The organism is Acetobacterium sp. (assembly GCF_041752335.1).
Taxonomy (GTDB): Bacteria; Bacillota; Clostridia; order Eubacteriales; family Eubacteriaceae; genus Acetobacterium.
This window is the reverse complement of sequence record NZ_JBGSHG010000075.1, coordinates 21126-33336: the sequence shown is the minus strand read 5'-3', so window position 1 is coordinate 33336 and position 12211 is coordinate 21126. Positions and strand designations below refer to the sequence as shown.

13 protein-coding genes are annotated in these 12211 nt (G+C 45.2%); 3 read left to right on the top strand and 10 right to left on the bottom strand.

Annotated elements, in window-relative coordinates:
- Positions 1 to 158 precede the first annotated feature (158 nt).
- The 4 genes from ACEW8F_RS09850 to prmA form a co-directional block, all read right to left on the bottom strand.
- Positions 159 to 503 carry a histidine triad nucleotide-binding protein gene (locus ACEW8F_RS09850; protein ID WP_373483297.1) on the bottom strand — a complete coding sequence of 115 codons (345 nt, stop codon included), beginning with the start codon at positions 501 to 503 and terminating at the stop codon, positions 159 to 161.
- An 82-nt stretch (positions 504 to 585) separates the two neighbouring features.
- Positions 586 to 1929, bottom strand: coding sequence for a tRNA (N(6)-L-threonylcarbamoyladenosine(37)-C(2))-methylthiotransferase MtaB (mtaB, locus tag ACEW8F_RS09845; RefSeq protein WP_373483296.1), 1344 nt, complete (start codon positions 1927 to 1929; stop codon positions 586 to 588).
- A 17-nt stretch (positions 1930 to 1946) separates the two neighbouring features.
- Positions 1947 to 2705, bottom strand: a complete 759-nt coding sequence (locus ACEW8F_RS09840; RefSeq protein ID WP_373483295.1) for a 16S rRNA (uracil(1498)-N(3))-methyltransferase — start codon at positions 2703 to 2705, stop codon at positions 1947 to 1949.
- Position 2706: 1 nt separating this feature from the next.
- Positions 2707 to 3645: a 50S ribosomal protein L11 methyltransferase gene (gene prmA / locus ACEW8F_RS09835; protein WP_373483294.1), complete on the bottom strand. Its 939-nt coding sequence runs from the start codon at positions 3643 to 3645 to the stop codon at positions 2707 to 2709.
- 231 nt (positions 3646 to 3876) lie between these two features.
- Here prmA and ACEW8F_RS09830 point away from each other — a divergent pair, with 231 nt between their 5' ends.
- From ACEW8F_RS09830 to ACEW8F_RS09820, 3 genes are read left to right on the top strand one after another with little or no spacing between them, the layout of a single operon-like run.
- Positions 3877 to 4227, top strand: a complete 351-nt coding sequence (locus tag ACEW8F_RS09830) for a BMC domain-containing protein (RefSeq protein ID WP_373483293.1) — start codon at positions 3877 to 3879, stop codon at positions 4225 to 4227.
- A 24-nt stretch (positions 4228 to 4251) separates the two neighbouring features.
- The gene (locus ACEW8F_RS09825; protein ID WP_373483301.1) at positions 4252 to 4698 is read left to right on the top strand and encodes a EutP/PduV family microcompartment system protein; all 447 of its coding nucleotides are present in this window, start codon (positions 4252 to 4254) and stop codon (positions 4696 to 4698) included.
- Between the two features lie 32 nt (positions 4699 to 4730).
- The gene (locus tag ACEW8F_RS09820; protein WP_373483292.1) at positions 4731 to 5987 is read left to right on the top strand and encodes an S-methyl-5-thioribose kinase; all 1257 of its coding nucleotides are present in this window, start codon (positions 4731 to 4733) and stop codon (positions 5985 to 5987) included.
- 135 nt (positions 5988 to 6122) lie between these two features.
- On the opposite strand, the gene ACEW8F_RS09815 is transcribed toward ACEW8F_RS09820, so the two are convergent.
- From ACEW8F_RS09815 to grpE, 6 genes are all read right to left on the bottom strand, one after another.
- Positions 6123 to 6554, bottom strand: coding sequence for an MOSC domain-containing protein (locus ACEW8F_RS09815; protein ID WP_373483291.1), 432 nt, complete (start codon positions 6552 to 6554; stop codon positions 6123 to 6125).
- A 50-nt stretch (positions 6555 to 6604) separates the two neighbouring features.
- Complete coding sequence (locus ACEW8F_RS09810) at positions 6605 to 7039, bottom strand: Rrf2 family transcriptional regulator (RefSeq protein WP_373483290.1); 435 nt, start codon at positions 7037 to 7039, stop codon at positions 6605 to 6607.
- The gene (cysK, locus tag ACEW8F_RS09805; RefSeq protein WP_373483289.1) at positions 7036 to 7968 is read right to left on the bottom strand and encodes a cysteine synthase A; all 933 of its coding nucleotides are present in this window, start codon (positions 7966 to 7968) and stop codon (positions 7036 to 7038) included. Before cysK ends, ACEW8F_RS09810 begins: the two co-directional genes overlap by 4 nt.
- Positions 7969 to 8147: 179 nt before the next feature.
- Positions 8148 to 9323: a molecular chaperone DnaJ gene (dnaJ, locus tag ACEW8F_RS09800; RefSeq protein ID WP_373483288.1), complete on the bottom strand. Its 1176-nt coding sequence runs from the start codon at positions 9321 to 9323 to the stop codon at positions 8148 to 8150.
- A gap of 366 nt (positions 9324 to 9689) precedes the next feature.
- Entirely contained in the window at positions 9690 to 11519 is a 1830-nt protein-coding gene (dnaK, locus tag ACEW8F_RS09795) for a molecular chaperone DnaK (RefSeq protein ID WP_373483287.1), read from the bottom strand.
- A 114-nt stretch (positions 11520 to 11633) separates the two neighbouring features.
- Positions 11634 to 12209 (bottom strand): nucleotide exchange factor GrpE, encoded by a 576-nt coding sequence (grpE, locus tag ACEW8F_RS09790; RefSeq protein ID WP_373483286.1) that lies wholly within the window; start codon positions 12207 to 12209, stop codon positions 11634 to 11636.
- Between the last annotated feature and the right edge of the window lie 2 nt (positions 12210 to 12211).

Here is a 12211-nt window from a genome sequence, read left to right as displayed (position 1 = left end):
GTCGCAATGCACTTTCGAGTGTTTCATTTTCTTTGATTTTTACTTCAGACATTTTCAACCCCCCCCTCTAATCCGTTGCTAATTTCCGGTACTGTTAATCAACATGGTATGAGTCAAACTATATTATACGCATTATTTCTTAAGCTGTCAATTATTTTTCAACCGGGAGGCCATAATAATGGTCGACCACCTAATAAATGGTAGTGCAGATGGGGTACGGTTTGATTTCCGTCCTTGCCGCAATTATTGACAAGACGAAAACCGGTTTCGGCAATCCCTGTTTTAAGGGCAATCCGATTGGCCACGGTATGGATATGACAGATAATATCATTTCCAGCCTGGACAGACAAAATCGAATCAAAATGTTCTTTAGGAATAATAATCACATGAACCGGGGCCTGGGGGGCAATATCGTTAAAGGCGATGACCAGGTCATCTTCATAAACCACATCGGCGGGAATTTCCTTGTTGACGATCTTACAAAAAATACAATCTTGGGACATATCTTCCTCCTAGTTTATAGAATCTGATGGTAATTAAAAATGTACCGTGAACTTTGCTGCCAGTTCGCACGAAAGTTTTTCACTATTTCGCGGTTTCTGCTAGCGCGTCTCCGCTTAATTTATCAGCATACCGACTAGAATATGATACCCTAACTTTTATAATTCTACCATTAATTTTTTCATCGGTCGCAAGAAACACGGGCACATAGTTTTTGGTATGGCCTTCATAGCCGGCAGCATCTTGGGTTGCTTCAAACAGAACCTCTGCAATCAGGCCATCATTTTTTTTGATAAAGGCCAGTTCTAATTCCCTGGATAATTCACCAAGCACATGGCTGCGGGAATTTTTAAGGGTTTCATCAATCTGACCCTTAAACTCGGCAGCTTTGGTTCCGGTCCGCCGGGAATATTTAAACACATGAATTTGATAAAAACTCACGGCCCTGGCAAAGTCCAGGGTCTCCTGAAATTCTGCTTCGCTTTCGCCAGGGAAGCCCACCATAATATCCGTAGTGATGGCTGCCAGTGGGAACACCGCCCGGATCTGGCTGACAATCTCCAAATATTCAGTGGTGGTATAACGACGGTTCATCCGTTTGAGCACTGTATCGCTGCCGCTTTGCAGGGATAAATGGAAGTGGGGACAAAAGCTTTCAATAACAGCCAACCGTTTCAGTCGCTCGGGCGTAATGAATTTCGGTTCCACGGATCCCAGTCGGATCCGTTTGAGCATATCAATCTCGTCAAGGGCTTCGATCAAGTCAATCAGGTCCGTTTTATTCCCACCATTTCCCGATTGATCGACTCCATAGGAGGCAATGTGAATACCGGAAAGGATCACTTCCTGATAACCGATGTCAACCACCCGTTTCACTTCATCAATTATTTGTTGCTGATTTCGGCTTCGCACCGGTCCTCTGGCAAAGGGTACAATACAATAGGTGCAGAACTGATTGCAGCCCTCCTGGATTTTAATAAAGGCCCGGGTTTTTCCCTTAACCTCAGAAATCATCAGCGGCTCAAAAACTTTCTCTTTCATAATGTCCGAGACAAAGTCCCGTTGACTGACATCCTGACGGTGGGCCTCAATATAGGCCAGAATATCGGCCCGATTTTTGGTACCAACCATCAGATCCACTTCGGCAATTTTCCCCACCTCGTCCGGTGCCACCTGAACGTAACAGCCCACCGCGCAGATAATCGCATTGGGATTGATCCGCTTTGCTTTGCGCATCATTTTTCGGGATTTCTGATCGCCCAGATGGGTTACGGTGCAGGTATTGATCACATAAACATCGGCCATCTCCGAAAAATCCACAATGGCGTACCCGGCCGTCTCGAAAATCTCCATCATCGCTTCACTGTCGTAGGTATTGACCTTACACCCTAAAGTCATAAAGCCGACTTTTTTTTGCATATTATCCATCCTTAACTAAATACACCTCACTTCCAAAAATTCAATTGGCTAAGCACCACCATGCCGGCGGTTTCCGTTCTTAAAATCCGCTGGCCCAGACTCACGGTGATCACGCCAGCTGCTTTGCAGGCCGCTGCTTCCTGGGGATCAAAGCCACCTTCGGGACCAATGATCACGCCGATTTTCAGCGGTTTATTGGCTTCGCGCTTTTGATCACAGTTTTTTTCAAAATCTGCCAGCGCCGCCTTCAGGGTCAGCAGATTTTCATCCTCGTAAGCTAAAATCATCAGATCGTAACGGTCAACTGCTTTCAAGACATCCTTTAAGGTTTGAGGCAACCTGATCGCCGGGATAATCCCCCGCTTGGACTGCTTGGCCGCCTCGTAGGCAATTCGCTGCCACCGTTCGATTTTTTTATTCGGCTTATCCTTGATCTGGGAAATCGCCCGTTGGGAAGAAAAAGGTACCACCGCATAAACTCCCAGTTCCACACTTTTTTGAATAATCACTTCCATTTTTGTGCCTTTAGGCAAGCCCTGAAACAAGGTGATTTCAAGCTCCGGTGTTTCTCCCCGGGATGGATATTGGCTCGTAATGCGGCCGGAAACCGTCTGCTCGCCGGGGCTGTTCAAAGTAACCTGATAGTCTGCGCCCTGGCCATCGCAGACTTCGATCACATCGTCTTTGCCCAATCGCAGGACTTTGGTGATGTGTTTAAAATCTTCCCCGGAAATAAAAATGGATGCTTCCGAAACCTGATTGGGTTCCACAAAAAATCGATGCATGCTAGTCCCTCTTCTGGGCGACCACCCCAACCCATTCACCCATTTGCTGAACAAAAACAAGCTTGAAGTTTTCCGCTTCCAGGGCATTGAGCACATCTGCCAAGCGGTCGATGATAATTCCCGAAGAAATAAAAATGCCGTTTTCTTTCAGGTAGGGTTTGATTATCGCTGACAATTCCACAATGGCGGCCGCCAGAATATTGGCTACAATCACATCTGCCTTTTCATCGATGACATCCAGGAGGTTGCCTTCTCGAATTTCAACCATCCCACCCAAATCGTTGAGTTCGGCGTTTTCCCGGGCGATTTTAACTGCCAGGGTGTCAAAATCCACCGCTACCACTTTTTTCGCTTTCAGTTTTCCGGCAATCAATGACAGTACCCCGGTTCCGCAGCCGATATCCAGCACGACATCTCCGGGTTTGATGTACTCTTCCAGTTTAATGGCGCAAAGCTGAGTCGTTTCGTGGGTTCCGGTGCCGAAGGCCATCCCCGGATCGATATTAATGACGATCTCATCACTTTCCGGGACGTATTCTTCCCAGGTTGGTTTGATGACAATGCTTTTGCCGACCTTGGTGGGTTTGTAAAACTTTTTCCAGGAGTTGGCCCAGTCTTCCTCTTCCACTTCCGTAATCATCATCTCACAGGCTCCGGGATCAAGACCGAAAGAGGGCAGCATTTTCACTGAAGTAATTAGTTTATGCACTGCTTCTTCGGTATCCTCCACTTCGCTGAAATATCCCCGCACAATGGAAACATTGGGATCTAATTCGAGAAGTGATTCATCCACAAAATTTACCTTGGGATCTTGTTGTATTAAAAGCGCATCCTGCAATGTCTGAATGGCCACGCCATCCGCCCCGGCATCATAAAAAGCATTGACCACCGCTTCCTCAGCTTCCAATGTTGTTGTGATTTGAACTTCTTTCCAAAGCATTCCCTTACCTCCAGTTTAATCGTTGTGGTATTATACCACTTTTTCCGTGTGTTTAACAATTGATCATTATAACTCATCTACCTTATAAAGGAAATAGATTTTTAAGTAATTCTTGATACAGAAATTTTTTGCCGGCTTTCTGTAAAATATCGTTAATGGATGTAACGGGTTCCAGATTAATGCTATAATGAATTTAATTAACATCAAAATACACATAGAAAAGGTGACAAGATGGAAACTGAAAAGAAGAACCGCTCGATCCAAGAATACGTTCCAGGGAAACAGGTAACCCTGGCCCATATTATTGCCAAACCCAAAAATGATATTTATATTAAACTGGGCCTGGACGACGAAGCCGCCGATGCCATTGGCATTTTAACCATTACCCCCAGCGAAGCTGCCATTATCGCCGCTGATGCTGCCACCAAAGCCGCCCCGGTAGAAATCGGATTTCTCGATCGTTTCAGCGGTTCTCTTGTCCTCACCGGTCGGGTCTCTGATGTAAAAGCTGCCGTAACTGAAATCCTCAATACCCTTAATCACATTTTAGGATTCGACATTCCTAAAATTACCTATTCATAATCGATGGCAAATAATAGAAAACGGGTGGCCTTGATCGGAAAAATAGGCAGTGGAAAAACCACCCTGATGCAACGACTCAATGAAGAAGAGCTTAAATATTCTAAAACGCAGATGGTCAGTTACTATGACGATTTTATTGATACCCCTGGGGAGTTTATCGAGCTCCCGTTTTTTTCACGCCAGGCCATCAATATTACCATGGATGCCGGGCTGGTGATTCTAGTTTGTTCCTGTATGGATTCCCAAAATGCCTTTCCCCCGAATTTTATCCATACCTACAACATCCCCTCCATCGGGGTGATCACTAAAACCGATTTGGAGGAATGCAATATTAAACGCAGCAAAAATTTACTGATTTATGCCGGCATTAATCCCAAACACATCCATGTGGTCAGCTCATATTCCGGAGAAGGCATTCAGGAATTGGAAGCCACCATCCATCATTTTATGGATCCCCACCGTAATAAATAAAATTTAAGACAATCAATTAAGGAAGTGAAAAAATGACCTATGACAGCTATGGCAATTTAACAGTGGCAGGCATTGCCGACTACCTTAAAGCAAAGGAAATCTTTTCCGCCGAGGCAAACCTTACCGTGGTGGATTTACATGCCGTTAAGGAAAGCATCGAAGGCTTTGTTAATTTAATCTATCACGTTTATGATCAGTCCGGAAAATCCGTGATTATGAAACAGATGCTCTCCTTTCCCCGTTTTCGCATCGAAGATGAAAAAAACAATGCCGTCGAGGACGAAACCGATGCCGGCTGGACCCTGGACCTGGGACGGATGCGTTCCGAAATAGCCACCCTCATTTTTTGGAACTCGGTATATCCCGGCATCAGCCCTGAAATTTACCTTTTTGACGAACCCAACCGCATCATCGTGATGGAAGACTTAATGGATTTGAGCCTGCTCCGATTTGAACTTTGCCGGATGGTTAAACATAATCATTTTACCGATAAGATTGGCACTTTTTTTGCCCGCAATCTTTTTTACTCATCCAATCTTCATCTCACCAATTATAAAAAATCCGAGGTTGAACGTTTTTTTATCAATCCCGAATATACTGCCCTGGTACCCTTTCTTTTTCACGAAAACATCGGCATTTCCTGGGAACGGGAGATGATTCCCGGCACTGACGAAAAAAGAAAAGAATTAGTTGATAACCCCCAAATTCAGGCCGAATTCAAACGTCTGGAAGATAAATTTATGAATGACAAAGAATGCCTGATCCATACTGATCTTCACAGTTCCAACATCATGATCAGCGCCGACGACGTACGCATTATTGATGGTGAATTTGCCGGTTTCGGCCCTCTGGCTCAGGACTTTGGCCGTCTGACCGCCAGTTTTACCCTGAACTACATTTCCTGGTTTGGCGATGAAACCCGGACAGCCGCAGAAAAAGCAGATTTCCAAACCTACCTGCTGGATACTATCAGCGACCTGTATAACACTTTTCAAAACGAGTTCCGTCAGCTGGTAGAATCCCATCGGGATGAAAGCTACAGCTTAAAAACCCTGGATGTGGATGCCTATCTCATCGATCAGCTTCAGAATGCGCTGTCTTATACCGGGGTCAATGTCATGTCCCGACTAGCCAACCGGGGAATCTGTTATGATTTCCTCCGGCTTCCAGAATCAAACCGACTGAAGCCCTCGCTCCTGGGGATGGATATTTCCAAAGAACTGATGCTTAACCACAAAAAATATACCCGCATTACCGACTACACCCAGTTACTAAAAAACTTGGTTTAACATTAACAACGCAAAACACCGCTGTTTTCTTAAAAGAAAACAGCGGTGTTTTGTGTTGAGGGTTTTTCTGTTTTCATGCGGTTATACCGCCCCTACGAACCATGAATTTACATCTCTGTTATAATTATTAATGCCTTACTCCACCACCGCAATGGTGTCCTCTTCTTTAATGAATCCGCCTTCGATCACCGCCGTGAAAACAACTTCATGTGCCAGAACACAGCTTCCGTTTTCGTCTCCGATTTCACAGCCAAAGCATTTTTTGCCGATCTGAGTAATCTCCTGAATGGTTTCCCCGATTTTTACCCGAGTACCTAAAGGCAATTGAAACAAATCGATGCCGTCAGTGGTGATGTTTTCGTTGAACCGTCCGGTACATAAACCAGCTCCACCTAATTTTTGCAATTGTTCATTGCTGTTCAGTCCAAACAAACAGACCTGCCTTTGGTCCCGGCCACCGTGGCTATCCCCTTCAAGTCCGAACCCGGAGATAAAAAGGGCGGGCTGATCCAACCGAATCCGCTCTCCCTTTTTTACACTTCGATAAATAGCTGCAACCCTTCCCACCGGTATCATCCACTCCCATCATTTTCTTTTTTTAGCCACACCAGTCAGCTCTAAATAAAATACTCGCAGGTGCCCTTTTCATTATAAGACTTCACCAAATCAGCCAGGGTAATATTATCCACCACATTTTCAACCGCATCTTTAATCTGCCGCCAGACATCAGCGGTGACGCAGCGATCGGCCCGGCCACAACCACCGGGCTCATCCAAACAGGATACTGGGGACAATTCCCCTTCCATTAACCGTAAAATCATCCCGACAGTGTATTCTTCGGGCGGATTTGCCAGCTGGTAACCCCCCTGAGATCCCCGGACACTTCGCACAAAGCCGGCCCGGGAAATCTGGGTAATGATCTGCTCCAGATATTTTTCAGATATCTCCTGACGCTCCGCAATCCGCTTGATGGGAATGTATTCCCCAGTATTGTTAATCGCCAGATCCAGCATCAGGCGCAGCGCGTATCGCCCTTTTGTTGATATTTTCATGAGGTGTATAACCCCGTTGACAGGTAGCGTTCGCCGCTATCCGGCAGCAACACCACAATGGTTTTTCCAATATTTTCAGGACGTTTTGCCAGTTCAGTGGCAGCAAAAAGAGCCGCACCAGAAGAAATCCCCACCAGCAAGCCTTCTTTCTGGGCAATATTTTTGGACGTTTTAAAAGCGTTGTCGTTGCTGACTAAAATAATTTCATCGTAAACACCAGTATTTAATATCCCGGGCACAAAACCTGCCCCAATCCCCTGAATCTTATGAGGACCCGGACTACCGCCGGAAAGTACTGGCGAAGCCTGCGGTTCCACTGCGACGATCTGAACCCCGGGTTTCTTTTCTTTAAGCACTTCCCCCACCCCGGTGATGGTGCCACCGGTGCCAATACCAGCGACAAAAATATCCACTTCGCCATCGGTATCATTCCAGATTTCAACAGCCGTGGTTCGACGGTGAATTTCCGGATTGGCAGGGTTTTCAAACTGCTGGGGAATAACGGCATTGGGGATGGTTTCGACCAGTTCACGGGCTTTAGCAATGGCCCCCTTCATCCCCGTTGCCCCCGGTGTCAGCACCAGCTCGGCACCCAGCGCCGACAACAGATTACGTCGTTCAACACTCATGGTTTCGGGCATCGTCAAAATAAGACGATAGCCCTTGGCTGCTGCTACAAACGCCAGACCAACTCCCGTGTTTCCACTGGTCGGTTCAATAATCACGGTACCTTCTTTGATCAGCCCGGCTTTTTCACCCGCTTCAATCATGGCAAACCCAACGCGATCCTTCACCGATGATAAGGGATTAAAATATTCCAGCTTAGCCAGCAGCTTCGCTTCCAGCCCCAGGCTTTTTTCATAGTTTGATAATTCCAAAAGAGGCGTATTTCCAATTAAATCGGTCAGACTTTTTGCAATTTTAGACATCTTTCTACCTCACTTCTATAATTCTATCTTCAATTCATATAATTTCTATATGTTTTAATGATTTTATTATATGCCGTCCACTTTTTTTTGTCAACAAAAAAATGCCGGATTTCTCCGGCATTTAAGACTTAATATTTATACAAACGTAGTACCGACAATTGCAGGTAACCTAAATACGATCAAGCATCTTTTTTGGGATGACTTTCCTTTTCCTCAGCCTCAACCCGAGACCAGAAACGTTTCCCTTCAGGATGAGCATCTTCACCAGCCAACTTAGCATATTCATTCAAGGCGTGGCGCTGTTCACGACTAAGCTTACGGGGCACTTCGACCTTAATGGTGATAAATTGATCACCCCGGCCGCGGCCATTGACATTGGGTATCCCTTTTCCTTTTAATCGGAAAACCTTGCCATTTTGAGTTCCTTCTGGAATCTTCAGCTTGATCTTGCTGTCAATGGTGGGCACCACAATGCTGTCACCCAAAGCTGCTTGGGCATAGGTAATGGGCAATTCATAGTAAACGTCGTCGTCATTGCGTTTAAATAAGGGATCTTCCCGGACACTGATATACACCAGCAAATCCCCGGTACTGCCATGGTTTGGCCCGGCGTTACCCTGACCTCTTAATGGCAAAATTGAGCCGTCATAGACACCGGCTGGGATTTTGATATTAATGGTCCGTTCCTTGGATTCAAGTCCGGATCCATGACAGGTGTGACAGGGTTTATCAATGATTTTTCCTTCACCATGACATTTGTCACAGGTGTGAACCTGCTGAACCGTGCCGAATGGTGTCTGCTGCCTGACATAAACCTGCCCAGAGCCGCCACACTGATCACAGGTTTTTGACGTTGATCCTTTTTCGGCACCGGAGCCACCACAGCTACCGCACTCTTCATTACGTTTAATTTTAATTTTCTTTTCGACACCAAAAACAGCTTCATGGAAGGACAGATTGATACTGATTTTCATATCTGAGCCACGGTTGGAACGTCGACCGCCCCGACCGCCGCTAAATCCGCCACCGCCGCCAAAAGCGCTGAAGATATCGCCAAAGATATCCTCAAAACCGCCAAAGCCACCGCCGCCGCCGTAACTGCCACCACCGCCATATCCAGCGTTGGGATCAACGCCAGCATGACCATATTGATCATAACGGGCTTTTTTATCGGCATCGCTTAAAATTTCATAAGCTTCATTAGCTTCCTTGAACTTTTCTTCAGCCGCGCTATCCCCCGGATTTTTGTCCGGATGGAATTCCATGGCCTTTTTTCGATACGCTTTTTTTATTTCATCCGGGCTGGAATCTTTACCAACGCCAAGCACCTCATAGTAATCTCTTTTTTCACTCATAAATACTCTCACCTCTTTTGAATCCTAAACACCAACTAAACAACTATTAATTATACCTTTTTGAGAAGAAGAGTTAAAGCATTTTTTTGGGAGATTCTGCATTCCCAAAAGTTGGAAAACATACCTCAATTTAGCGCCGACAATTGTTACATCATGTTATATGCACCAGATTAACAATTGGTCGGCACGGCACATTAACAACACATGGCTCGTTGCCTCCACGAAACTTTTCAAAACGCTCACCCGCGTTTTGAGCCGTTCGCGGGCAGTCGCCAACTGCAAGCGAGCTTGCGATTGGCTCGTTGCCTCCACGAAAAAGAGTGGCAGCCTTGGCTGCCACTGGTTTTTGCCGGTTTCAGGCAAATCTTACTCTTTTACTTCCTCATATTCAGCATCCACAACATCATCGTCGTCATTACCCTGAGCCGCTTCCTGCTCATCAGGTGCCTGTTGGGCAGCTGCTTCTTCATACATTTTCTGAGCCAAGGGGTAGAAAGCTTCATTCAGTTCTTCAGTCGCCTTGGTAATGGCTTCTGCATCTTCCCCTTCACTGACTGTTCGAAGGTTAGTGATCGCAGCTTCAACCTTTGCTTTATCATCATCTGAAACCTTGCCTTCCATTTCTTTTAAAGACTGTTCAGTTTGGTAAATGGTAGAATCCGCAACGTTTTTCGCTTCAATTAAGGCTTTTACGCGTTTATCTTCTTCAGCATGTTGTTCCGCTTCTTTTACTGCTTTATCAATCTCATCATCACTCATGTTAGTGGTCGATTTGATCACTACATTCTGTGATTTTCCAGTTCCCATATCTTTGGCCGATACGTTAACAATCCCGTTGGCATCAATATCAAAGGTTACTTCGATTTGGGGAATGCCACGACGTGCTGAGGGAATACCGGTTAGTTGGAAACGACCCAATGTTTTGTTATCCTTGGACATTTCTCGTTCACCCTGTAAAACATGGATATCAACCGCGGTCTGATTGTCTGCAGCGGTGGAGAAGGTCTGGCTTTTCTTGGTGGGAATGGTAGTGTTACGATCGATTAATCGGGTGAACACACCACCTAATGTTTCAATACCCAGTGATAATGGGGTTACATCAAGCAACAATACATCATGGACTTCGCCGGCTAATACACCAGCCTGAATAGCGGCCCCAATGGCAACACACTCATCTGGGTTGATGCCTTTGTAGGCATCTTCGCCGGTGATGTTTTTAACCGCATCCTGTACCGCTGGGGTTCGGGTAGAACCACCAACCAGGATCACCTTATCCAATTCATTTTTGGAAAGACCCGCATCCTTCATCGCTTTTTCAACCGGTCCAATGGTGCTCTTGACCAGGTCAGAAGTTAATTCATCAAATTTAGCCCGGGTCAATGATAATTCCAGATGCTGTGGACCTTCGGCAGTAGCCGTGATAAATGGCAGATTAATGTCTGATTTCATAACCGTTGATAATTCAATTTTCGCTTTTTCAGCTGCTTCTTTTAGTCTCTGAAGCGCCATTTTATCGTTTTTAAGATCAAGTCCGTGGGTTTTCTTAAACTCGGCAGCCATCCAATCGATGATTTTCTGGTCAAAGTCATCACCACCCAGGTGGTTATTCCCGTTGGTTGATTTAACTTCGAAAACGCCATCGCCCAGTTCCAGAATGGATACGTCAAAGGTTCCGCCACCAAGGTCATAAACCATGATTTTGTCATTGGCATCTTTATCCAAACCATAAGCTAAGGCAGCTGCGGTTGGTTCGTTGATAATTCTTAAAACTTCCAGACCGGCAATCCGGCCGGCATCTTTGGTCGCCTGTCTTTGGGCATCACTAAAGTAAGCTGGGACGGTAATAACTGCTTTGGTAACTGTTTCGCCCAAATAAGCTTCGGCATCGGCTTTCAGTTTTTGTAGAATCATCGCTGAAATTTCCTGTGGGGTATAGCTTTTATCGTCAACTAGTACTTTGCGGTCAGTCCCCATATCTCGTTTAATCGACGAAATGGTGCGATCCGGATTGGTTACCGCTTGTCGTTTGGCAACCTGTCCAACCAGACGTTCGCCATCTTTGGCAAAAGCGACAACGGATGGGGTAGTTCTATTTCCTTCTGCGTTAGGGATAACAACGGCTTCACCGCCTTCTAAAACGGCTACACAAGAGTTTGTGGTTCCTAAGTCAATCCCGATAATTTTTTCTTTACTCATATCTATTTCCTCCTGAAATGTTTACTATTTTATTAAAATGAAAATTTAATGATAGTAATTATACTAATAAATTTTCAACTTTGGACTTTTTTAATTTTTTGTTGGTTTATTTTATTATTTGCTGCAAACCTTGACCATCGCTGGACGGATAACCTTACCCTTAAATTTATAACCTTTTTGAAACACATCAATAATATCCTGGTCTTCTTTTTCGTCATCTTCACCCACGGCAACACCGTGGTGGAGATTGGGATCAAAGGGACCTTCACAGACAATTTCTTCCAGACCTTCTTCTTTAAGCACGTCCTTGAGCTGTTTAAAGACCATTTCCAGACCATCAATATAGCCCTTGGCTTCCTCGCTGGCATCGGTTAAAGCGGCTTCGGCCCGTTCCAGATTATCCATCACTGGCAGCAGTTTAGTGGCAAAGTTTTCTGATGCGAACTGATACATTTCGGTTTTTTCTTTTTGACTTCGCTTTTTGAAATTTTCAAAATCAGCCTGAAGTCTGACCAGGCGATTCAATATGGCCTCATCCTCCTTTACAATCTCCTTTAAAACTTCATCTGGAGATACCTCTTCGACAATTTCATCAGTTGATTCCTCGTCGGTTACCGTTTCTGCTTCTTCTAGAAGTGCTTCTTCATTTTCTGTAACAGTTTCTGTTTTGATTTCCTCTTCTTTTATCATTT